The 20,032-nt window shown below is 67.7% G+C and carries 27 protein-coding genes; 10 read left to right on the top strand and 17 right to left on the bottom strand.

What is annotated here, in order from left to right; translation table 11 throughout:
• Together FB471_RS18330 and FB471_RS18325 are read right to left on the bottom strand one after the other, a co-directional pair.
• Positions 1–366: an effector-associated constant component EACC1 gene (locus FB471_RS18330; RefSeq protein WP_141999674.1), complete on the bottom strand. Its 366-nt coding sequence runs from the start codon at positions 364–366 to the stop codon at positions 1–3.
• A 127-nt stretch (positions 367–493) separates the two neighbouring features.
• Complete coding sequence (locus tag FB471_RS18325; protein ID WP_141999673.1) at positions 494–754, bottom strand: hypothetical protein; 261 nt, start codon at positions 752–754, stop codon at positions 494–496.
• A 53-nt stretch (positions 755–807) separates the two neighbouring features.
• Here FB471_RS18325 and FB471_RS18320 point away from each other — a divergent pair, with 53 nt between their 5' ends.
• The 4 genes from FB471_RS18320 to FB471_RS18305 all read left to right on the top strand — a co-directional run bounded on the left by FB471_RS18320 (position 808) and on the right by FB471_RS18305 (position 3,319).
• Positions 808–1,674 carry a helix-turn-helix domain-containing protein gene (locus tag FB471_RS18320; RefSeq protein WP_141999672.1) on the top strand — a complete coding sequence of 289 codons (867 nt, stop codon included), beginning with the start codon at positions 808–810 and terminating at the stop codon, positions 1,672–1,674.
• Positions 1,675–1,698: 24 nt separating this feature from the next.
• Positions 1,699–1,887, top strand: coding sequence for a DUF397 domain-containing protein (locus tag FB471_RS18315; protein ID WP_141999671.1), 189 nt, complete (start codon positions 1,699–1,701; stop codon positions 1,885–1,887).
• A gap of 84 nt (positions 1,888–1,971) precedes the next feature.
• Positions 1,972–2,316 carry a peptidase inhibitor family I36 protein gene (locus FB471_RS18310; protein WP_141999670.1) on the top strand — a complete coding sequence of 115 codons (345 nt, stop codon included), beginning with the start codon at positions 1,972–1,974 and terminating at the stop codon, positions 2,314–2,316.
• A 166-nt stretch (positions 2,317–2,482) separates the two neighbouring features.
• A complete protein-coding gene (locus FB471_RS18305) occupies positions 2,483–3,319 on the top strand; it encodes a poly(ethylene terephthalate) hydrolase family protein (RefSeq protein WP_141999669.1) in 837 nt (278 codons plus the stop codon).
• Between the two features lie 6 nt (positions 3,320–3,325).
• On the opposite strand, the gene FB471_RS18300 is transcribed toward FB471_RS18305, so the two are convergent.
• Genes FB471_RS18300 through FB471_RS18270 form a run of 7 tightly spaced genes read right to left on the bottom strand, consistent with a single transcriptional unit; the run spans position 3,326 to position 9,468 of the window.
• Positions 3,326–3,973, bottom strand: a complete 648-nt coding sequence (locus FB471_RS18300; RefSeq protein WP_141999668.1) for a hypothetical protein — start codon at positions 3,971–3,973, stop codon at positions 3,326–3,328.
• Complete coding sequence (locus FB471_RS18295) at positions 3,970–4,800, bottom strand: ATP-binding cassette domain-containing protein (protein WP_141999667.1); 831 nt, start codon at positions 4,798–4,800, stop codon at positions 3,970–3,972. The genes FB471_RS18300 and FB471_RS18295 overlap by 4 nt, the downstream gene beginning before the upstream one ends.
• A 10-nt stretch (positions 4,801–4,810) precedes the next feature.
• Positions 4,811–5,458: an aminodeoxychorismate/anthranilate synthase component II gene (locus FB471_RS18290; protein WP_141999666.1), complete on the bottom strand. Its 648-nt coding sequence runs from the start codon at positions 5,456–5,458 to the stop codon at positions 4,811–4,813.
• 34 nt (positions 5,459–5,492) lie between these two features.
• Positions 5,493–6,143, bottom strand: coding sequence for a hypothetical protein (locus tag FB471_RS18285; protein WP_141999665.1), 651 nt, complete (start codon positions 6,141–6,143; stop codon positions 5,493–5,495).
• A complete protein-coding gene (locus FB471_RS18280; protein ID WP_141999664.1) occupies positions 6,136–6,564 on the bottom strand; it encodes a hypothetical protein in 429 nt (142 codons plus the stop codon). Before FB471_RS18280 ends, FB471_RS18285 begins: the two co-directional genes overlap by 8 nt.
• On the bottom strand, positions 6,557–8,932 hold the full coding sequence (locus FB471_RS18275; RefSeq protein ID WP_141999663.1) for a glycoside hydrolase domain-containing protein: 2,376 nt from the start codon (positions 8,930–8,932) through the stop codon (positions 6,557–6,559). The genes FB471_RS18280 and FB471_RS18275 overlap by 8 nt, the downstream gene beginning before the upstream one ends.
• An 11-nt stretch (positions 8,933–8,943) precedes the next feature.
• Positions 8,944–9,468, bottom strand: coding sequence for a hypothetical protein (locus FB471_RS18270; RefSeq protein WP_141999662.1), 525 nt, complete (start codon positions 9,466–9,468; stop codon positions 8,944–8,946).
• A 157-nt stretch (positions 9,469–9,625) separates the two neighbouring features.
• Here FB471_RS18270 and FB471_RS18265 point away from each other — a divergent pair, with 157 nt between their 5' ends.
• On the top strand, positions 9,626–10,972 hold the full coding sequence (locus tag FB471_RS18265; protein WP_141999661.1) for an FAD-dependent oxidoreductase: 1,347 nt from the start codon (positions 9,626–9,628) through the stop codon (positions 10,970–10,972).
• Between the two features lie 120 nt (positions 10,973–11,092).
• Positions 11,093–11,485, top strand: coding sequence for an SCO5389 family protein (locus FB471_RS18260; protein WP_141999660.1), 393 nt, complete (start codon positions 11,093–11,095; stop codon positions 11,483–11,485).
• Here FB471_RS18260 and FB471_RS18255 read toward each other — a convergent pair.
• Genes FB471_RS18255 through FB471_RS18250 form a run of 3 tightly spaced genes read right to left on the bottom strand, consistent with a single transcriptional unit; the run spans position 11,482 to position 13,604 of the window.
• Positions 11,482–12,489, bottom strand: a complete 1,008-nt coding sequence (locus FB471_RS18255) for an LLM class flavin-dependent oxidoreductase (RefSeq protein ID WP_141999659.1) — start codon at positions 12,487–12,489, stop codon at positions 11,482–11,484. The two genes, FB471_RS18260 and FB471_RS18255, sit on opposite strands and share 4 nt — an antisense overlap.
• A gap of 6 nt (positions 12,490–12,495) precedes the next feature.
• Positions 12,496–12,651: a hypothetical protein gene (locus tag FB471_RS34165; RefSeq protein WP_170220848.1), complete on the bottom strand. Its 156-nt coding sequence runs from the start codon at positions 12,649–12,651 to the stop codon at positions 12,496–12,498.
• Positions 12,651–13,604, bottom strand: a complete 954-nt coding sequence (locus tag FB471_RS18250; protein ID WP_141999658.1) for a class E sortase — start codon at positions 13,602–13,604, stop codon at positions 12,651–12,653. Before FB471_RS18250 ends, FB471_RS34165 begins: the two co-directional genes overlap by 1 nt.
• Positions 13,605–14,177: 573 nt before the next feature.
• Between FB471_RS18250 and crgA the strand changes: the two genes are divergently transcribed.
• Positions 14,178–14,444 (top strand): cell division protein CrgA, encoded by a 267-nt coding sequence (gene crgA / locus FB471_RS18245; protein WP_141999657.1) that lies wholly within the window; start codon positions 14,178–14,180, stop codon positions 14,442–14,444.
• Between the two features lie 79 nt (positions 14,445–14,523).
• Positions 14,524–14,961, top strand: coding sequence for a PH domain-containing protein (locus FB471_RS18240; RefSeq protein WP_141999656.1), 438 nt, complete (start codon positions 14,524–14,526; stop codon positions 14,959–14,961).
• Here FB471_RS18240 and FB471_RS18235 read toward each other — a convergent pair.
• On the bottom strand, positions 14,934–15,899 hold the full coding sequence (locus tag FB471_RS18235) for a rhomboid family intramembrane serine protease (RefSeq protein ID WP_141999655.1): 966 nt from the start codon (positions 15,897–15,899) through the stop codon (positions 14,934–14,936). The genes FB471_RS18240 and FB471_RS18235 overlap by 28 nt on opposite strands.
• A gap of 37 nt (positions 15,900–15,936) precedes the next feature.
• Positions 15,937–16,488, bottom strand: a complete 552-nt coding sequence (locus FB471_RS18230; protein ID WP_141999654.1) for a peptidylprolyl isomerase — start codon at positions 16,486–16,488, stop codon at positions 15,937–15,939.
• Between the two features lie 89 nt (positions 16,489–16,577).
• Between FB471_RS18230 and FB471_RS18225 the strand changes: the two genes are divergently transcribed.
• Positions 16,578–17,285 carry a hypothetical protein gene (locus FB471_RS18225; protein WP_211358059.1) on the top strand — a complete coding sequence of 236 codons (708 nt, stop codon included), beginning with the start codon at positions 16,578–16,580 and terminating at the stop codon, positions 17,283–17,285.
• A 64-nt stretch (positions 17,286–17,349) separates the two neighbouring features.
• Here FB471_RS18225 and FB471_RS18220 read toward each other — a convergent pair whose 3' ends face one another.
• Together FB471_RS18220 and FB471_RS18215 are read right to left on the bottom strand one after the other, a co-directional pair.
• Positions 17,350–17,802 (bottom strand): DUF6918 family protein, encoded by a 453-nt coding sequence (locus FB471_RS18220; RefSeq protein ID WP_141999653.1) that lies wholly within the window; start codon positions 17,800–17,802, stop codon positions 17,350–17,352.
• A gap of 183 nt (positions 17,803–17,985) precedes the next feature.
• Positions 17,986–18,528, bottom strand: a complete 543-nt coding sequence (locus FB471_RS18215) for a DUF2020 domain-containing protein (protein WP_141999652.1) — start codon at positions 18,526–18,528, stop codon at positions 17,986–17,988.
• Positions 18,529–18,721: 193 nt separating this feature from the next.
• Between FB471_RS18215 and FB471_RS18210 the strand changes: the two genes are divergently transcribed.
• Positions 18,722–19,360 (top strand): pyridoxine/pyridoxamine 5'-phosphate oxidase, encoded by a 639-nt coding sequence (locus FB471_RS18210; protein ID WP_141999651.1) that lies wholly within the window; start codon positions 18,722–18,724, stop codon positions 19,358–19,360.
• A 6-nt stretch (positions 19,361–19,366) separates the two neighbouring features.
• On the opposite strand, the gene FB471_RS18205 is transcribed toward FB471_RS18210, so the two are convergent.
• Positions 19,367–19,816, bottom strand: a complete 450-nt coding sequence (locus FB471_RS18205) for a DUF3558 domain-containing protein (protein ID WP_141999650.1) — start codon at positions 19,814–19,816, stop codon at positions 19,367–19,369.
• Between the last annotated feature and the right edge of the window lie 216 nt (positions 19,817–20,032).

Genomic DNA, 20,032 nt, shown 5'->3' with positions numbered 1-20,032 from the left:
TCACGCCCGACGGTCGAGAAACCGGGTGGCTCGATCCACGAGTTGCTCGGCGTCGTTAGCCGAACCGCACTGGAGGTCCAATTCCTCACCTGTGTCGCCACACCGCACGATAAGTGAGACCTGCTGCGCGTCGCGGCGATGCCGCAACCAGGCGAACACGGACTTCACGGTCGTATTGACAACACCACCACTGGCCAACACCACCACCAGGACATCAGCCAGACTCCCCATCTCTCCTGGCTCGGTCGGCCGCTGCTGAAGGCGAACCCGTCCACGAAGGTCGTCCTCGTCTCGCAACCAAGCCGCGAGGCGGCGCAACTCCTCGGCGGAGCCAGCTAGCCGAACGGTCATCGTTCCCGAGCTCACAGTTCACCACGCCAAACACTAACGATGATCATTTGTTTTCGTAGAGTAATCAGAGTCGGTGATGCTAGCCGGCGAGCGCGCCGGAAGTGAAGCAGGGGAACCGAGCTGCCGTTCGATCCGTGACTGGTCAGCCGTCCAGCCAGGTGAGCCGGACGTCACCGATGACCGACTGCACCTCCAGCACGTCCTGCGCGGTCTCGGAAAGGTGCGTGCTGCCGTCGTCCAGCGCGTGGAAGACGGCGCCGCCCGCGGCGAACTCCATGCCCCAGCCCAGCAGCGGTTCGGTGGGGTCGCGCTTGTAGCTGCCGTAGATGGCGAACAGCCGGGGACGGCTGTGCACGGCGACCTGTTCCAGCAGCGGCACGAAGCCGGTATCCGCGGTATCCATCATCCCACTATAGGTAGAATTATTCTCGATTCTCAAGTGCTACACTCCATCGGATGGAGATACCTTCCGATCCGGAGTTGCTGAAGACACAGCTGGGCATCGAGCTGCGCCGGCTGCGCGAGGAAGCGGGCTACCCGGCCACCGAGGCGGCCCGGGTCATCGGCGCTCAGCAGCCGAAACTGTCCAAGCTGGAGAACGGCAACCAGGCCGCCGATCCGGAGGACATCCGCCTGCTCGCCGAGTTCTACGGCGCGACCGAGGAGCAGCGAGACTACCTGGTGGCGCTCGCCGAGGCGCAGCCGAAACGCCGCCGCAGGCGCAAGTCCGCCCAACGGGATGCCGTGCCGGACTGGTTCCGCCGCTTCCTCGCCCTGGAGTGGGACGCCACCGAGATCCGCAGCTACCAGATCGAGTCCGTGCACGGACTACTGCAAACAGAGGGCTACGCTCGCTCGAATATCCTGGCTGGCCAACCGGAAGCCGACGAACGAATCATCGACCAGCAGGTGATCACCCGAATGAACCGGCAGGTGGTGCTCAAGCGTACTGGCCGCCCATCACTTCGGCTGGAAGTCGTGCTGAGCGAGGCGGCGCTGCGGCGTGTCCAGGGCAGTCGAGCCATCATGCGTACACAGTTAAGACACCTGGTCGCCGCCTCGAAACGACCCAACATCACCATCCGGGTGCTGCCCTTCGAGGTGCCGGATCGCATCGCCATGCCGTCCACCTTCTCCTTGTTCCGGCTGGCCGAGCAGAACTTCTCCACCGTCTACCTCGAGGACCTGTTCGGCGCCACCTACCTCAAGGAGGCGGACGAGTTCACCCAGTACAGCATCGTGTTCGGGCGGTTGCGGGATGCCGCGCTGGACCCGGACAGCTCCCGCCGGTTCCTCGATAAGATGGCGGAGTCCTATCGATGACCTGCCACCGTAAGAGTGCCTGCCATGACTCCCCCAGACTTCACCAACGCCACTTGGCGCAGCAGCAGCTACAGCAGCAGCAACGGCGGTGAGTGCGTCGAGGTCGCCTTCGCCGCGCCGGTCGTCGGCCTGCGTGACTCCAAGGACCGCGCCGGCGGTCACCTGACGTTACAGGCCTCGGCGTGGCGAGCGTTACTTCACCTACTTCGGTGAATAACCCACCGCACGTACCTACAGCCCGTTATGATCTCCCTCGGTCTCGGATGAGGCCGACCGATAACTGAGGGGAGATCAATCATGGGACGTGGATTCCGGCTGGCCGGGCGTGCGCTGATCGGCGCGGCCATCGCTTCGGTCGCGATCGTGGTTCCGTCCACGGGGGCGAGTGCCGCGCCGAGCTGCACCAGTGACCTGTGCCTGTGGTCGGGCATCAACTACAGCGGCACCAAGAGCAGCGCGGGGTACTTCGACAAGAACACGCACTGCTACCCGAAGAAGCGCTACAACTCGATGATCAGCCGGACCGGCTACAAGATCCGGATGTACAACGGCAGCTACTGCAGCGGGCCTTCCTTCATTCTGCAGCCGGGGCAGAAGATCTCGAACACCAAGTTCGTGGTGCACAGCTTCAAGCGCGCCTGAGCCGCACCCACGATGGCCGAGCGGGCGGATCCGCCTGCTCGGCCATCGGCAATTCGGCCGGTCTCTCCCTGGATTTCTGGCACAGCGCCGGAAGAGCGTGCCAGCATCTTTCCGGCGACGTCGCGCTTGTCCATCCACTTTCAGGCGCTTTGGAGAGACCATGCGAATGCGTAGTGCGCTTCTCGGTGTCGTCACTCTGGTCGCGACGATGGCCGTGCCGCTGGCCGGCACGGCCGGTGCCGTGTCCCCACCGTCGGTGCTGGGCGGCTCGGGCCCGTATCCGGCGGGATACGAGACGACCTGGCGGCTGCCGGACCACACCATCTACCGGCCGGAGGTGCTGCCCCCGGACAGCAAGCTGCCCATCGTGGCCTGGGGCAACGGGGCCTGCCGCGCCGATGGCACCTGGTTCGAGAACGTCCTCACCGAGTGGGCATCCCACGGCTTCCTGGTCATCGCGAACGGCAGGCCGGGCGGGTTCGGCTCGACCGATTCCGACATGCTGATCGAGGCCATCGACTGGGCGATCGCGGAGAACTCCCGGTTCCGCGGCGAGTACCGGGGCCGGATCGACACCACGAAGATCGCGGTGATGGGCCAGTCCTGCGGCGGCATCGAGACCTACGAGGTGGCCGACGACCCGCGGATCACCACCACGGTCCTGTGGAACAGCGGACTGCTCCGGGACAGCCAGAACTACCTGCTGCGTCGCCTGCACGCCCCGATCGCCTATTTCGCCGGTGGTCCCAGCGATATCGCCTACGACAACGCGATGGACGACTGGCGGCGGCTGCCCGGCGGCCTGCCCGCGTTCATGGGCAACCTGGACGTCGGCCACTTCGGTACCTTCGCCGAACCCAACGGCGGCGAGTTCGGCCGGGTCGGCGGGCACTGGCTGAAGTGGCAGCTCAAGGGCGACCCGGCCGGCAGGGCCCAGTTCGTCGGCCCCGACTGCGGGCTGTGCGACACCGAGTGGGACGTGCGGCAGAAGAACCTCGGCTAGCCTCGATCAGCTACGGCGACGGCTGAGCAGGCCGACGGCGACCGTGCTTGCCACCAGGGTGAGCACGGTCGCTCCCAGGCCAAGCAGCACCGGTTCGGCCGGCGCGCCCTCGTCGGCCACGAGCGCGCGCAGCATCGGGTTGACCAGCGGGACCTGCCGGACCAGCAGCACCACCGCCAGCAGGGCCATGGCCAGCAGCACCGTGTAGCCGATCCGCGGTACCAGGAACCGGGAACAGGGCAACCCGACCGCGATCCCCAGCAGGGCACAGGACAGGTGCGCGAGCACGCCGAAGCCCAGTTCGGTGGCGGTCAGCCCGCCGTGCGTGATCCCGGCCCAGGTCAACGCGAGCCCGGTCAGCACGAGGCAGCACAGCAGCACCGTCGCCACCACCGACAGCAGCAAGGCCGGGCGGCCGCGCGCGTGGCTCAACGTGATCAGCCGCTGCACCGGGTCCTCCACGTCCACCAGCGCGATGGTCAGCCAGCAGCCGATGACGGTCAGCCCGCCCGCGCTCACCGCGAACTCCGGTGGGACCGGGGCGTTCGGGTCCTTGTAGAGCACGCCGAGCACGACCAGGAACAGCAACCCCGCGGGCAGGTAGCGCTGGGAATGCCCGAGCAGCGCGAACTGGTACCGCAGCAGGGCGATCACGGGGCCACCTCCGCAGGCTGGCGTTGCACGGCCCGTACCGAGCAACCCCGGCGCAGGGCGAGCAGCAACATCGCGTCGCAGCGGGCCGCGGGGACGGTCAGCTCGAGCCGCTCGCCGTCCTCGACCGCGGACAGCACACCGGGCTCGGCCCGCCAGACCCCGGCGACCGCGCCACGCAACACGATCGTCGCCCGCGGACCCACCTCCTCGGCCGGTCCCAGCGAGCTCAGCCGCCCGCCGGCCAGCCGGAAGGTCTCGGTGGCGTGCGCCTGCGCCTGCTCGGGCCGGTGCGCGCTGAACACCACGCTCCCGCCGCGCGCGGCGAATCCGGCCACCAGATCGCCGAACACCCCGTACGCCGAAGTGTCCAATCCGGACAGTGGCTCGTCCAGCACCAGCAGCTCCGGTTCGGGCAGCAGCGCCTGGGCCAGGCCGACCTTCTGCGCGTTGCCCTTGGACAGTTCCCGCATCGGCCCGCTCGGATCACCGACCAGCGCGAGCGCGCGCAGCAACTCCGTACCGCGCGCGGTCGCCCGCGCCCCGGAGAGCCCGCTGGTCCGGCCCATGTGCCGCAGGTAGGCCAGCGCGCTCATCCGTGCGGTGGCGGCAGGGAAGCGATCGGGCAGGTACCCGGTCCGCGGGGATCCCGTGCGCCGCCCGCGCGTGGGGCGGCTGATGCCGGCGAGGACGCGCAGCAGGGTCGACTTCCCGGAGCCGTTGCCGCCGACGATCCCGAGTACCTGGCCCGCTCCGACGTCCAGGTCCACGTCGTCCAGCACCGGATCGGCCCGGCCGTAGCGTTTGCCGACCCCCACCAACCGCAGCACCGGGTCCACCTCAGACAGCCGCGACGGCGGCTTGCTGCAGCTCCCTGGTCGCGGTCTCCAACTTGTCCACAGTGGACCCTGAAACCGGGCGGCCCGCACCGGCCATCCAGTTGGCCAGCATCCGGTGGCCGCCCTGGGTGAGCACGGACTCGGGATGGAACTGCACGCCCTCCAGCGGCAGCTCCCGGTGCCGCATGCCCATCACCACGCCGGACTCGGTATGCGCGGTGACCTCGAACTCGGCCGGGATCGTGTCGGCGAGGACGGTCAGCGAGTGGTACCGGGTCGCGGTGAACGGGTCCGGCAGCCCGGCCAGCACCCCACCCCCGGCATGCCGTACCTGGCTGGTCTTGCCGTGCAGCAGTTCGTGCGCGCGATCGACCGTCGCCCCGTAGACGGCACCGATGGCCTGGTGCCCGAGGCAGACCCCGAGCATCGGCGTCCGGCTGTCCGCGCAGCGGCGCACCACGTCCATGCTCTGCCCTGCCCGCTCCGGCGTCCCCGGCCCTGGCGAGACCAGCACCCCGTCGAACCCGGGCACCTCGTCCAGTCGCACCACGTCGTTGCGCCACACCGTGCAGTCGGCGCCGAGCTGGGCGAGGTACTGCACCAGGTTGTAGACGAAGCTGTCGTAGTTGTCGATCACCAGCACACGCATAACGCCCAGAGTAGCTGGTCACCGTTCCCACAGCTCACAGTTCGGCCGCACCAGCTCCCTTACCTGGGGTGGTGTTCCAGTACTGCATCTTGTCCGTGACCCGGTTCAGGGCCGGATCATCCGGGCCGGTCGCGATGTGGAAGTGTGACTCCTTGGCGAGATCCTCGTCCCCGCCCCAGCCGACCACGCCCTCGAGGTCCGCCAGAATGTCCCGGACGACCGCCAACTCCTGCGGGAACAACCCGCCGCGCACCCCCGCCGGGTAGGCCTTGGGGCGGATTGCGATAGCGGAGCCCGAGAGGTAGTTGCTCTCGTATTCCGCGACCACCACGCGGTTGGTCGTGTGCCCGCGCACCTCGCCGGCCCGGAGTTCGTCGATCTCGTAGTGGAACCGCCGCCCGACATACAGTAACAACGGTGCAGCCGCGTCCTGCACCGGCACGTCAACATCGGAACCCTCGATCCGCCAGCGGGGTACCTCACCGAGAATCGGCCAGCCGTTAGCCGACGTCGCCCTGGTCCACCGGGTCGGCCGGGGTTCTACGGCCGAGCGGGGCGTGGCCGCGACGGCGGTCCCGGCAAGACCACCCGCCGCCCAGATCACCGCGCTTCCGGCCACCCCGGCACCGGCGGCCAGCAGGCGCCGGCGACTCATCCGTCCAGCAGGCACTGTCTGCTCACTCATGCTCGAGGGTCTCCTTCTGTCGAACCGCGGCGCGTATCGCGAACGCGGCGCACAGCACCGCACCCGCAATACAGCTGAAAATCAACGGATTGACCCACACCGGGACCAGGTCTGTCGACGTGCCGTCCGCCCAGTGGCACAGGCCGGAGCGTGGAAACAACGACTCCTCGTACCCGACATACGCGCCCGCGCGTCGACCGCTCTGCGCGGCACAGGCTTCACTACTGCTCTGCCCGAAGCCGACGAACAAGCTGAAGACGTAGATGGGTAGCCCGGCACAGGCGCAGAGCACCGCCCCTTCGCCCCACTTCAGTGCCGGCGTCCTTGCCACCATCGGCCGGCGGGTGGCCAATAGGTGCACGGCCTTCCCCGTGAGCACGCCGAGGGCGACGAACGACCCGTAGACGACGAGGTCAATCATGAGCGGGGTTGCGTCGGTTGTCCAAGATTGCTGCTCTCGCCTGACTCTCCTGGCCGACCCGGAACAACAAAGTGTCCGCGAACCCCTTCAGGAACTCGTCGAGGGTCTCCGGTAGCAACGCCGAGGGAAGCGTGGTCGGCACCCCACCGGTCTTCTCGATCAGGTAGGTCCTCCCGGCAAGGATGATTGGATCGTCCTGCATCGTCAGCATGTTTCGTACCATGAACATGGTGTTGGACACGGTTCCGGAGAAACGCTGATCGAAGTAATCCTGGAACCTCGTCAGGTTTCCATTATCAATATAGTGCTGACGTACCGCATCGACAATGTTCGTGCCCGCGCGAATCTTTTGAGAAATCAGGTACCCATCGGCGTCCTCGATGAGGTCGGGGAATCCGAAGGAGGACTTCACTCCGATCTTCGCCATCTTGTCCATGCAGTAGGTGTAGCCGGAAGGATAACTGTCGCTGTCCCGGCGCCACTCCCCGTACAGGGTCATGAGGTCGCCGCCCCAGCCCGCGACGTCGCCCCGGTTGACGGACTTCGAATTCGACGGTGGCGGTTCGACATAGTGGCCATTGCACGTCGCCATCAGATGCTCGGCACTCAGCTCATGACCACTGAAACTGTCTTCGAACTCCCTCTTCAGATAGGCACCGTGCTCATTGGCGTACGCGAAGAAATCCTCGTCGATACCACCGATCAGCCCGCGCCACTGTAAATCGTTGTACCGGTCCTCGCGGATGTACTCCATAACCAGCTGGTTCGGGTCGCCCTTCCCGTAGGCGAGCGCCAACTCGTACAGCATCTGCACGTACTCGACAAAGTCGCCGGAGGGCTCGACTTCCTTGTTCACCGAGCGCTGACCGGCGTCGGCGCCCGGCTTGTGCACGTCGTTGTCCAGCGGGAATGAGTCTCCTCCCGCGGAGAACGAGAACTCCTTGATCTGGTTGAAAGCCCAGTTCTCCGGCAACGGAAACCCGAGATTCCCGGAGAAACCCCAGGACATCCCGGAGACGAACGACCACCGAGCATAGGTTGCCTTGGTGACCTGAGAGCACACGTTCCGGGAGCCGTACACACCATGCACGTAGCGCTTGCCCTGGTTGCTCAACCCGGACACGATGCCGTTGAAGTACGGAATGATGTTCGACTCGATCTCGGCCTGAGTGGCGTCGTAGTCGACCGCGAAATAGATCACCGTTCCCCGGTTGAACCCGTAATGCAGGCCGCGTGCATGCGCGCGCAACCCGTCCTGGAACCCGTTGGAGAAGGTGAAGTCGCTCAATTCCCTGGCATTGTACTGCCAGATAGGGAACAAACGCAGACCATGGTCGAAGAGGTCGCCAAGTTCGCCGGGTTGGATCTCCTTGTTCCGAGAGTTGCTGCCAGGTGCGTTCTGCAGGTACCGGCCCACGTACCGGTATCCGGCATCGCGCAGCGCCGCGGCGCGGGAAGCGGTGATCGTCCGGCTGGTGTCACAACCACTGGCCGGACGGTCCGGGTCTCCGGTGGAGACCAACAGCTGCGCCCACGTCCGAAAGTCACCACGCCCGGTGACCTCGAGCGCCGAGAACAACTGGAACGCCCGGACGAACTCCCGGAGCGGGGCATCGAAGGTGTCCTTGAACGAGGTGACGGTATCCTCGACCGGCTCGTTGAACACACACGCCGCGCTGAACAGCCGCACAAAGATGCCGGACGAACCCTCGGACACCGGATTTCGTCTGAGCCCTGCTTTGGTTCCCGGACCGAAGTAACCGTTGACCTGGTCTTCGGGTATACCGACCTCGTACTGGATGGCCTTCATCAGCGCCTGTTGCACGTTCCTGGAGAAATGACCATCGCACGGACCGAAGAAGAAGGTCGACTTATGCTGATAGCGACCGTTGAGCCAGCGCTGGATCTCCCGGATCTTCTCGGTGCCGCCGACGGTGAGGATGTACGCATCCATCGAAAGCAAGGCTTTGAACAGCTTCGGTGAGACGACCTTATAGGGACTGGAGCCGCCCACTCCCATGTCGTTCGCCATCTCGCGGACCGAGCTTGCGGTAGTCCCGGTGAAAGTGCCGTCGCCGCTGCCGCCCCAGTAGCCCTTGGCGAACAGGGCGTACTGAACGATGTTGCAAATGTTCGCGTTGTCCTCGTCGAACCCAACGTCACCATGAGCGCGCAGGCTGGAGAGTGTTCCTGGCCCGAAGTTCGCTACAACCGGGCTGATACCTAGCTCATGCTGCAGCCCCATGGTCAACGACCACATTGTCGACCATCCAGTACGGCCGTCCTCAGGGCACCGCTCGTAACCTGCTACCTGGCCATAGGTTTTGTTGACCCACTGCTGCCCTTCGAGAACCTTCTCGTCGACCATCGCCCGACTACTCAGACCCACTCCGTCAGGTACATCTTTCCGTCATAGGTCAGCATGCCGGCTCGAAATACGTAGTTCGGGTTTGAACTCGTGTTCTTGGCCGCGGACGTAATCGTGTATTTCTGCTTGGGATTATAGAAGGGGCCACACTGCAGCCAGGTCCGCCCGCCATCCGTCGACCAGTCCATCCATACGCTGTCGTTCTGGGAAAGTGTGGTGTAGCTACCCGAGGTGAGGTACGCCCAGCCACGGTAGTCACCTTTAACCGTGCCGAACATCAGATGCAGATACACGTCTCGGTTGCCGATCTTGACATGCTGGCTGCTGGCACCACTGAGATCGTCGCGAATATCTACAAAACCGTTGCGCCCCCCTTCGCAGTCCGCGGCTGATGCGGGAGAGGCATTTCCGGTTTCCGTCGCATGAGCGGACGTAACGGACATCGCGGTGACAATGCCGACGATCGCGGCCAGAACGACACCGGCACGACGGTAATGTGTAGAAATGGACACTGATCCCCCTGATTGTTTATGCATGTTCAGGACGTTACTGACCGAATCAATATACGTCAATGCTGCCGATTAATGGGCGACCTTGGTATTAACCCGATGGCACCAAAGTCCATTCCCACATGCTGGACCGTATCGCAGCTCACAGTGTTGGTTAGGCTAACCTCATTCTACGCTGGGCGTTATGAGTCGTTCTCTGCGCGTGGCCATCGTCGGTGCCGGGCCCGCCGGCATCTACACGGCGGACCTGCTGGACAAGTCCGATACCGGGGTGAGCATCGACCTGTTCGAACGGATGCCCGCCCCGTTCGGGCTGATCCGCTACGGGGTCGCGCCCGATCACCCCCGGATCAAGGGCATCGTGCAGGCCCTGCACCGGGTGCTGGACCGGCCGGGCATCCGCCTGTTCGGCAACGTGGACTACGGCACCGACCTCAAGCTGGACGACCTGCGCGAGCACTACGACGCCGTGGTCTTCGCCACCGGCGCCGCCACCGACCGCGCGCTGGACATCCCCGGCATCGAGCGGCCGGGCAGCTACGGCGCCGCCGACTTCGTGTCCTGGTACGACGGCCACCCGGACGTGCCGAGGGACTGGCCGCTCGAGGCGAGCAGCGTCGCGGTGCTCGGCGCAGGCAACGTGGCGCTGGACGTGGCCCGCATCCTGGCCAAGACGGCCGACGAGCTGCTCAGCACCGAGATCCCGCCGAACGTCTACCGCGGCCTCGCGGCCAGCCCGGTCACCGATGTGCACGTGTTCGGCAGGCGCGGGCCGGCGCAGGCCAAGTTCACCCCGATGGAGCTGCGCGAGCTGGACCACTCGCCGAACGTCGAGGTGATCGTCTACCCGGAGGACATCGAGTTCGACGAGGGCTCGATGGCGGCCATCCGCTCGTCCAAGCAGGTCGACATGGTGGTGAAGACCCTCCAGGAGTGGGCCATCCGCGAGCCCGGTTCTCGACCCAAACGCTTGCACCTGCACTTCTTCCACTCACCGGCCGAGGTGCTCGGCGGCGAGCGGGTCACCGGGCTTCGTACCGAGCGCACCGAGCTGACCGGAGACGGCGGCGTGCGCGGCACCGGCGAGTTCCACGACTGGGACGTGCAGGCGGTGTACCGAGCGGTCGGCTACCTGTCCGAGCACCTCGCCGAGATCCCGTTCGACCACACCTCCGGCACCGTGCCGCACCAGGCGGGCCGGGTGCTGGACCTGGACGAGGACCAGCTCACCGGGGTGTACACCACCGGATGGATCAAGCGCGGCCCGGTCGGGCTGATCGGGCACACCAAGGGGGACGCCGCCGAAACCGTCGCCAGCCTGCTGGCCGACGCCCCGCTACTGCCCGCCCCGGAGCGGCCGGGCCCGGACGCCATCCTCGACTTCCTCGCCGAGCGCGGCGTGCCCTACACGACCTGGGAAGGCTGGGGCAGGCTGGACGCGCACGAGCGGTCCCTCGGCACCGCCCAGGACCGGGAGCGGGTCAAGGTGGTCGAGCGCGCGGAAATGGTGCGGATCTCGCACGGGGCGTGAGTTACCCACCGCGACCGGGCCTGCGTCCATATCGGTAATCGTGATCGTTTTCTATTGTCGTGCGAGAGGCGGGCGAGTAGCCAGGTAAGGCGGGACACCCAACGAGGACCTGGAGGTTCGATGTCTCTCGATGTTTCGCCATCCCTGCTCGAGAAGGCCGGGCGCGGCGAGGTGGATGACGCCGAGTTCGTCGCCTGCGTCCGTGAGTCGCTGCCCTACGCCTGGCAGGTGCTCAGCACGGTGATCGCGGACCTGGAGGTCGCCGAGGACGGTTTCGCCGACCACGAGACGCCGCCACCGAGCGAGGCGGAACGCGGCCAGTTGCTGCGCGCGCTGGCCTCGGACGCGATCCGCGGTGGCCTGGAACGGCACTTCGGGGTGAAGCTGGCATTCCAGAACTGCCACCGGGTCGCGGCGTTCCGGCCAACCGAGACCGGTAGCGAGCGGTACCGGGAGTTCGTCTCACCACGCGGGCAGCTGCTCAACCAGAGTCCCGAGTTGCGGGACTGCTAACCGCGCAACGCGGGCAGCACCTCGGCACCGATCCGTTCGATGTTGGCCAGCGTGCTCTCCGGCGCACCGGTCGCCTCCACCAGCATGATGACGTGCGAGATGCCGGTGCGCCGGATCCCTTCGCGCAGCCGGGCCACGCAGTCGGCGGGGCTGCCGACCGGGTGGATCGCGCACAGCCGCTCGGTGTACGCCACCGGGTCCCGCTTGCCGCGTTGCCTACCGTCCACCGGCACATGCGCGTCCAGCCCCGGGCCCAGCCAGCCGGGCAGCGCCGCGCGGACCTGCCGCAACGCCTGCTCGGGGTCGTCGGCGACCTGGCAGAGCACGGTGGAGACGTGCCCTCCCGCCGGCTCGGCGCCCCCGGTTCCCGCCAGCGCTCGGTACGCCGCCACCGTTCGCGCCTTCTCCTCGTCGTCGGCGTGCAGGCCGAGCAGCATCGGCAGGCCCCGCCGCGCCGCCAGCCGCACCGCCTGCGAGTCCGGTGAGCCGCAGGCCACCACCGGCGGCCTGATTCCCGGCACCCGCGGCACCATCGGCACCTCGCGGAACGAGAAGTGCTCACCGGCCGCCCCCGCCCGGTCCTCGGTCATCGCGGTGAGCAGCAGGTCGAGCCCCTCGGCGAAGCCGTGGTCGTAGCGCGCGGTCCCGGTGCCGAACACCTCCAGCTCCAGCCACGGCCCGCCGCGACCGACGCCGAGCCGGAACCGGCCGCCGGACACCGTGGTGAGCAGGGCACACTGCTCCGCCAACGCGATCGGGTGCACGGTGGACAGCACGCTGACCGCGGTACCGACCTCGATCCGGCTGGTCCGGCCGAGTGCGTGCCCGGCGAAGGTGGTCGCGGAAGGGCAGACCCCGTAGGGCATGAAGTGGTGCTCGGCCAGCCACACGTCGTCGAACCCTGCGCGCTCGGCCGCGACCACCGCCTCCGCCGAGCGGCGCAACGCGGCCGCGTCGTCCTGCCCGGCGAACCTGCCGGTGACCAGGAAGATCCCGAATCGCACGTGCCGCTACTGCACCGCGACGTCGTTGAACGGCAGCATCGGCTCCACCCACGGGAACACCACGAACATCAGCAGCGCCACCACCCCGGCCACCAACAGCAGCGCGGTCACCGCCCGCACCGCGACCGGCCCGGGCAGACGTCGCCAGATCCAGCCGTACATCAGGCCTCCCCGATCTTCTTCAGCAGATCCAGGTAGGTCGCTCCCGGCTCCTTGGCGTACTGGTTGGTCAGCACGGAGTGGATGATCAGCCGCTCCCGGTCGGAGAACTGCGGGTGGCAGGTGGTCAACGTGAGCAGCGCGGCCTGGGAGGCATCCGGGAGCGTACCGGCGGGCTTGTACGGCACCGGCGCCACCGCGTCACCCCTGCCGGGCAGCACGATCCGGCGCCCGACGGTCTCGTCGTAGGCCGAGCCGGTCGGCCCCTCCGGGTTGCGCAGGGTGGGCACCCCGGCGCACTTCGGGTCGCTGCCCTTTCCGGTGGGCCAGTCGGCCAGCTCGTCCTCCATCGGCAGCACCCGGTAGACGAAGAAGCTGTCCAGGGTCTCGACCACGATGGCGTCGCAGGAACCCAGCAGGTCCAGGTCGTTGAAGGGGGCGCCCTTACCGACCCGGTGCCCGGCGACGCCGACGTTGCCCGGCTCACCCGGCATCGCGGTCTCCCGGTAGTGGCCGGGCCCGATCTCCAGCGTGTCCGAGTCGACGCCTTGCTGGATGGTGAAGTCGTAGTCCGCGCCGAAGGCGGGGATGTACAGCCGGGCGAACGCCTGACCGTCGGCCAGATCGGCACGTAGCTGCCGCTCGTTCTCCCACTCCTGCTCCAGCGAGGCGCTGGCCTCGCGTTGCAGCTCGGCGGACATCAGGTTGGTCACGTACAGCTCGTAGACCACGAACAGCAGCACCACCACACCCATGGTGATCAGCAGTTCACCAATGGAGCGCACGATGGTGCGAGCCCGGCCGCCGCCACCGGACGGTGGGGGTTTCTCCGCTGACTTCTCCGGGGGCTTGGTCGGCGGTTCGGCAGGCGGCGGCTGCTCACCGGCCGCGGCGGATGGCGACTCCTCCGCGGGGCGCACCGGGGGCAGCACCACGGTGTCGGCCTGCGGGTCCACCCGCGGGGCCTGGCGCCGCCGCGGCGGCTGGTTCGGCGGTGCCGGCCGCGCCCGTTGCGCCGGCTGAGTAGTGCGTGGCGCCTGCCGTCGCTGGGGCGGTTGGGACTGCTGGGGTTGCTGGGGAGGTTGCTGCGCACGCCGCCGGGGTCGGCCGGGCTCGGTCCCGCGGGGCGCCGCCGGGCCGGCGGGGTTGGCAGGGTTGGCTCGCGGCTGCGGTGCCCCCCGTCCAGGCGGGGGGCCCTGCTGAGTCCCGTCCTGGCCAGGGCGCACATACCGCCGTCGACCCGGGTCGTCGCGCCCTACCACGCGGGCTCCCTTCGGCCGTACTGTGCCGGTAGATACCAATCCGACCGAAAGTAGCCCATCGGCGCAGGTCGGAAGGTTCCGGTCGGTCCAGCTACTTTCGGTCTCCTTGGTAAAGGCTGCGCCGGTATCACAGTCGCCTGCCAAGACGACTCGCCCCGGTTCTTGCGCGTCCTCGATTACGTTAACGTGTTCAGGTGGCGGCGGGTTGCGCGCCCGCGCGTGGACGCGCCGCCGAAGACACGAGCCCTACTGCACGCGAGGACTCCCATGCCCAAGTCCAAAGTCCGTAAGAAGACGGCTTACACGCCGCCTACCGACCGCCGCACCCCGGTCAAGGTGCGCGCGGCGGGGCCGTCCCACCCCCTCTACAAGGGTGTGATGTTCGGGCTGATGCTGCTCGGACTCCTCTGGCTCGTGGTGAACTACATCGCGGGCGACAAGATCCCGTTCATGCTCGAGCTCGGCAACTGGAACTTCGCGATCGGCTTCGCGCTGATGATTTCCGGGCTGCTGATGACCATGAAGTGGCGCTGACCTGCGGCCAGATTGGGCTGAACGGCGGATTGACGACGAATTACATCTGTGTGAGTCATCCCCATTGTGGATAACGCCTGTGGATAACTCCAACCCGAAGTGGGCCCCGCGCACCGCTGTGGTAGCGGTCGGCTGGATGCTGGCCGCCTTCGCCGCGGCGGGCACGGTCGTCGCGGCACTCGAGATCGACCCACCCGGTGCCGTGCTGCTCGGCGTCGGCACGCTGGCGCTGGCCGCCGCCGCGGCGCACGGCACCGTGGTCCGCCCCCGGCTCGCCGCGGATCGGCAGGGCATCCGGGTTCGCACGCTGGCCGGTAGTCACCGGCTCGACTGGGCGGAGGCGCGCGTCCGGCTGGCCACCGTGCGCAGGCTCGGCCGGGAGGTCACCACGCTGGAGATCGACCCGACCGACCCGGACTCCGGCCTGATCGTGCTCGGCGCGCTCGAACTCGGGGCGGACCCCCGGGATGTCCTGACCGAGCTGCGCACTCAGGCGGGCTGGACCGCACCCGAGTAACAGACGTACTGGCTACCCACGATCTGGCAGCTCGCGTCGGCGAGCTGGGCGTCCCGGAAGACCACCAGGCCGATCATGGCCACGGTGAGTACGGCGAGGGTGCCCACCTGCCAGCGGGTGCGGTCGCGTTCCGGCGAGTACACCATCGCGATCATCGCGAGGATCCCCACCACCAGGCCGCCGAGGTGACCGAAAAGTGAGATCCCGGGGATCTGGAAGGTGATGATGATGTTCAGCGCCAGCACCGCGAGCACCGTGGTCGGGTTGATCCGTAGCCGGATCACCGCGACCAGCATCGCGCCGAGCAGGCCGTAGATCGCGCCGGAGGCGCCGGCGGTGGCCTTGTTCAGGTCGTCGAACAGGAAGACCGCCACCGAGCCGCCGAGCAGCGAGACCAGGTAGAGGGCGGTGAACCGCAGCTTGCCGAGCAGCAGTTCGAGGTCCCGGCCGAGGATCCACAGCGCGATCATGTTGATCGCAAGGTGGATCAGCCCGTAATGCAGAAAGCCCGAGGTCACCAGCCGCCACCACTGGCTCTCCCCGATCATGGCCAGCGGCCACAGCACCCCGTCCTGATGCAGCATCGAGCGATGGTTGCCCATCGGGTCGGCCGCCTGCACGGCGGTGACCAGGTACACCAGCACGTTCAGCGCGATCAGCACGGGCACGACGACGGCACGGCTGCTCGGCCGGGCGCCGGCGATCGTACGGGCGCCGAACCCGGCTCGCCGGTAGGCGGACCGCTGCGCCCGCTGTTGCTGCTGACCGGTGTGCACGCAGTCGATGCACTGGTACCCGACCGAGGCCTCGCGCAGGCAGTCCGGGCAGGCCGGCCGTTCGCAGCGCGTGCAGCGCAGGCCGGTCTGCCGGTCGGGGTGCCACCAGCATCCGGGCAGCGACTGCTGCTGGTGCTGGGGTGGGTAAGGAGGCTGGTTCATCCGGCTCCAACCTACCCGGGAACCGTCGTCCCGGGATTCAGCCCACGCTGACCCGCTCGATCACCACATCGGACAGCGGCTTGTCCCCCGGCCCGGTGGCGGTGCGGGCGATGCTGTCCACCACGTCGCGGGATTCCTGGTCGGCGACCTCACCGAAGATCGTGTGCTTGAAGTTGAGGTGCGTGGTCGGCGAGACCGTGATGAAGAACTGCGAGCCGTTGCTCGCCGGGCCCGCGTTCGCCATCGCCAGCAGGTACGGCCGGTTGAACTGCAGCTCGGGGTGGAACTCGTCATCGAACTTGTACCCGGGTCCGCCGCGACCCGTGCCGGTCGGGTCGCCACCCTGGATCATGAAGCCGTCGATGACCCGGTGGAAGATCGAGCCGTCGTAGAACGGCCCCGACTTCTCCCCCCTGGCGTTCGGCTGGGTGTACTCCTTCTCGCCCGTGGCGAGGCCGGCGAAGTTGGCCACCGTTTTCGGCGCATGATCCGGGAAGAGATTGAGGCGAATCTCGCCGTGATTGGTGTGCAGGGTCGCCGTGCGGCTGCCCCCAACGTGGGATCCGTTGCTTTCAGTCACGGTGCTCATCGTGCCATCTGCGGCGAAATCCGGCGGAAAGGGGCAGGATAGGTTACGGGAAGACCGCAGTAAAGATAACGATTGACGAGGTGAAGGCCATGACTCGGGCCCAGGACGACCTGAGTGAGCCGGGGCGGACCGGCCTGCTCCGCCTGCGCAAACGAGCCCTCGACGCCGGCAGGGCCGGGCTCGAGGCGACCGCGCACGCTGCACAGGCCGCCGAGGAGAAGATCGCCGAGGGCGCCGACGTCACGCGCGAGAAGGGCGGTAAGGCCGGTCGCCGGACGCGCAAGCAGCTCGCCCGCAAGGCCAAGCAGACCCGCAAGGACGTCGCCCGCAGCACCAAGCAGGCACGGAAGACGGCCGGCGAGCGCCGGGCCGAGCTGCAGAAGCCGGGGCGCAAGGCGAAGAAGGCCGCGATCCAGGCCGCCAAGTCGGCCGGGGACTCCAAGCGGAAGGGCAAGAAGGAGTTCAAGGGCGCCAAGAAGGAGTTCAAGGCCGCCCTCGCCGAGGCGAAGGTCGCCGCAAAGGGTGACAAGAAGAAGCGTCGCCGGTGGCCCTGGGTGATCGGCCTCGGCGCACTCGCCGCGGCGGTCGCGTACGCACTCCGGCCGAAGGCGGAGCCGCCGGTGGCCCCGGTGCCGCCGCGCAGCACGACCCCGACCGCGCCGGAGCCCGCCGGTCAGGCCACCGGCGAGGGAAGCAAGCCCGCGTCCGCAACGCCGGACTCGACCGAGCACAAGGCGGGGACGACGCCCAACGGGCAGCAGGCTGACCAGCCCTCCAACGCGGAGAAGAAGAACTAGGAACCGCCCGGCAGCGAAGGGCCGGGGCGACTACTGCCGCCCCGGCCCTTCCGCGTTACCTGCCTCAGGCGGCAGCGGCGTGCTTGTCGACCAGCTTGCCCAGGCGGGGCAGTGCTTCCTCCACGTGGTTCTTACCCTGCGGGCGAAGCTTGCTGTAGACCTTCTTGATGCTGTCCCGGCTGCTCGTCTCCGCGCGGGAGTCGGTAACGGCGAGCAGCGCGTCGGCGGCCTCGTCCGAGCGGCCGGAGAGGTAGGCACCGAAGTCGGCGCCACCGCTGCCGCGGTAGTCGGCGTAGAACGGCTCCAGCGCGGCCGCGAAGTCGTCCAGCAGGCTGTCCACGGCGGAACCGATGATGCCCGGCTTGATCTTCTTGACGGCCGCGTAACCGGTCTTCACGACGGTGCCGGAGACGCCGCCCTTCTCCGCCACCTCTTCGTCGACCAGCGTCACCAGGTCGGTCACGACGTCCGGACGCCTGCTGGAGTCGAGCAGGATTTCCTTCAGGGTTTCAGCCACGGATTCCTATCCTTCTTCAATCGAGATCGACGTGCGAGTGGGTCGCAGGGGGTCGTTCAACTGCTTTCGACGAGCCAGGGGGCAGGCCGCCGAAGTCGCCTGATATCGACGACGCCCGCGCGTGCAACTCAGGGTAGTACAAGATCAACTTCACCCGCACGCAGCGCCATCGTCTGCCGCCGACTAGATACCCAGCGCGGATATCGCTTCCTCGGCGACCGTCCGCGCCTTCACGCTCTGTTGCTGGTTGGTGGTCACGATGACGGCGTTGCCCTCCTTGGCCACGGCGTAGACCGCGCCGTCCTCGTTCGAGAGGTAGCCGCCCTCCCAACCGGCGGGTTGCTGGGCCGGGTTGCTGCTCTCGACGGGCGCAGCCTGGTCGACCAGCCCTTCGGCCACCGCGGATTCCCCGGTGTAGACCCGAACGGTGAGCTGCGGCTTGCCGCTGAGCGCGTAGAAGAAGCAGGAGGGACTCGGTTCCTCCGCCGAGATCCGCACCTGGGAAACCCGCTGCCCGTTGGCGTTGGCGATGAAGGAACGGTCGAGGTAGGGGCAGTCGGCTTCCGCTCCCGGTTCCGGCGCGGGGGGTAGTTCGGGCGCGGCGGAGGAGCTCGGCTGGACGCTGGGCGCCGTCCCTTCCGGGGGCGCCGCGTTGTCCTGCTGTTGCTGGGTACATCCGGTCAGCAGGCCGACAGTGATCAGGCCGGTGAGCATCACTCGTCGCATAGGTCCGTCAGTGAACCAGAGTGCGGCACCCGGGCCGCACCGGCCCGGGCGTACCCGCCATCGCCAACTACCCAAGGCCTTGACCAGCGGTAACAATACATACTGGCGGACACGAGCGGTGAGAGCCGACCGAGCCTGCCGACCGGCCGGTGCAGTGCGGTCCGGTGTTGCCGGCACATGCCATCATGATCGGGTGTCTCCCTTGCGCGGCTGGCCGTCCTTTCCGGACGAGCTACCGGACTTCGACCCCGCCGGCGCGCCGGAGCGGCCGGATGCCCTGTTCCTGGCCTGGTTGGCGGACGCGGGTGAGCACGCGCTGGCACCCCACGCGACGATTCTGTCCACAGTAGACTTCGACGGCGTGCCGGACGCACGAGTGGTGATCCTCAAGGAGGTCGACGCGGCCGGGTGGCAGGTGGCCACCAGCGCGCTGAGCCCGAAAGGCAGGCAGCTCGCCGCGAATCCGCGCGTGGCACTGACCTCCTTCTGGCCGCAGCGGGCACGGCAGGTACGGATCAGGGGCACCGCCACTCCCGCCACGGACGAGATCTCCGCGGCGGATTTCCGCGAGCGGTCCCCCGCGTCCAGGGTGGAGTCCCTGACCGGGAACCAGTCCGAAGTCCTGACCGACGCGGCCGAACTGGCGCGCGCGGTACGGGCGGCGGAGCATCGGGTGGCGGCCGAGCCCGATGCGGTACCCGCGGGCTGGACGCGTTACCTGATCACCGCGGACACGGTGGAGTTCTGGCAGGGGCGGCACGACCGGCAGCACATCCGGCTGCGCTACACCCGGCAGGGCACCGGCTGGCACACCGAACGCCTGTGGCCATAGAGGTCGCTACGACCTTGCCACCGCCGTGCTGGCGAGTTCCCTGGTCACTCCGCACAGGTCGGAACGGCCGGGCTGCCGCACATTCACGGAGAGGGCCCGTTCCCCCTCGCCGAGGCGGATGAAGAGCGCGCAGTTCGCCGGCGTCTCCGCGGAGGAATCGTTCAGCAGCGCGTCGTGCCCCTCGAAGGTGGTTTCCGATCCCTGGCCCGCCGGCAACCCCGGCAGGAATCCCACACTGACGAGTCCGCCGCCGGAAATCTCGTAGCCGCACCGGTTCGGTGGCTCGTTCGTGAAGTCGTCCGGCCGCACCTGCTTGCCCACCGCGGCGATGATTTCCTCCGCACGCACCAGTTCCGTGCAGTCCTGCGCGCCGGAACCCTCCTGCTGCGACGACTCCGCCGGCCGCGCCTCGCCGTCCGTGTCCCCCGCGGCACAGGACGGTGTCAGCAACGCCATGCCAACGATCCCCCAGGCGATATTCGATCTTGATTTCCCCACCCGCGGCAGGCTACCAGCGACAGGAGCTTCTCACCGGAATCCCAGCCACAGTGCCGGCGGACACCCATCCGACCGAACGCAGCTGATCGGAGCGGGCCAGCCGGTCGAACACCAGCCGGCTGCTTTCCGTCTCCTTGGTACATGTCAACTTCTCCCGACTTCCGGTGGTTGTGG

Source organism: Amycolatopsis cihanbeyliensis (genome assembly GCF_006715045.1).
GTDB classification, from domain to species: Bacteria; Actinomycetota; Actinomycetes; order Mycobacteriales; family Pseudonocardiaceae; genus Amycolatopsis; species Amycolatopsis cihanbeyliensis.
The sequence above is the reverse complement of the archived record's forward strand: the minus strand, read 5'-3'. Positions and strand labels throughout refer to the sequence as shown.

What these genes read in the sequence shown, in the direction of transcription:
- FB471_RS18325 (WP_141999673.1), bottom strand. Translation starts at nt 754, where the DNA reads ATGGATACCGCGGATACCGGCTTCGTGCCGCTGCTGGAACAGGTCGCC.
- FB471_RS18320 (WP_141999672.1), top strand. Translation starts at nt 808, where the DNA reads ATGGAGATACCTTCCGATCCGGAGTTGCTGAAGACACAGCTGGGCATC.
- FB471_RS18315 (WP_141999671.1), top strand. Translation starts at nt 1,699, where the DNA reads ATGACTCCCCCAGACTTCACCAACGCCACTTGGCGCAGCAGCAGCTAC.
- FB471_RS18310 (WP_141999670.1), top strand. Translation starts at nt 1,972, where the DNA reads ATGGGACGTGGATTCCGGCTGGCCGGGCGTGCGCTGATCGGCGCGGCC.
- FB471_RS18305 (WP_141999669.1), top strand. Translation starts at nt 2,483, where the DNA reads ATGCGTAGTGCGCTTCTCGGTGTCGTCACTCTGGTCGCGACGATGGCC.
- FB471_RS18290 (WP_141999666.1), bottom strand. Translation starts at nt 5,458, where the DNA reads ATGCGTGTGCTGGTGATCGACAACTACGACAGCTTCGTCTACAACCTG.
- FB471_RS18285 (WP_141999665.1), bottom strand. Translation starts at nt 6,143, where the DNA reads ATGAGTGAGCAGACAGTGCCTGCTGGACGGATGAGTCGCCGGCGCCTG.
- FB471_RS18280 (WP_141999664.1), bottom strand. Translation starts at nt 6,564, where the DNA reads ATGATTGACCTCGTCGTCTACGGGTCGTTCGTCGCCCTCGGCGTGCTC.
- FB471_RS18275 (WP_141999663.1), bottom strand. Translation starts at nt 8,932, where the DNA reads ATGGTCGACGAGAAGGTTCTCGAAGGGCAGCAGTGGGTCAACAAAACC.
- FB471_RS18270 (WP_141999662.1), bottom strand. Translation starts at nt 9,468, where the DNA reads ATGCATAAACAATCAGGGGGATCAGTGTCCATTTCTACACATTACCGT.
- FB471_RS18265 (WP_141999661.1), top strand. Translation starts at nt 9,626, where the DNA reads ATGAGTCGTTCTCTGCGCGTGGCCATCGTCGGTGCCGGGCCCGCCGGC.
- FB471_RS18260 (WP_141999660.1), top strand. Translation starts at nt 11,093, where the DNA reads ATGTCTCTCGATGTTTCGCCATCCCTGCTCGAGAAGGCCGGGCGCGGC.
- FB471_RS34165 (WP_170220848.1), bottom strand. Translation starts at nt 12,651, where the DNA reads ATGTACGGCTGGATCTGGCGACGTCTGCCCGGGCCGGTCGCGGTGCGG.
- crgA (WP_141999657.1), top strand. Translation starts at nt 14,178, where the DNA reads ATGCCCAAGTCCAAAGTCCGTAAGAAGACGGCTTACACGCCGCCTACC.
- FB471_RS18235 (WP_141999655.1), bottom strand. Translation starts at nt 15,899, where the DNA reads ATGAACCAGCCTCCTTACCCACCCCAGCACCAGCAGCAGTCGCTGCCC.
- FB471_RS18230 (WP_141999654.1), bottom strand. Translation starts at nt 16,488, where the DNA reads ATGAGCACCGTGACTGAAAGCAACGGATCCCACGTTGGGGGCAGCCGC.
- FB471_RS18225 (WP_211358059.1), top strand. Translation starts at nt 16,578, where the DNA reads ATGACTCGGGCCCAGGACGACCTGAGTGAGCCGGGGCGGACCGGCCTG.
- FB471_RS18215 (WP_141999652.1), bottom strand. Translation starts at nt 18,528, where the DNA reads ATGCGACGAGTGATGCTCACCGGCCTGATCACTGTCGGCCTGCTGACC.
- FB471_RS18205 (WP_141999650.1), bottom strand. Translation starts at nt 19,816, where the DNA reads ATGGCGTTGCTGACACCGTCCTGTGCCGCGGGGGACACGGACGGCGAG.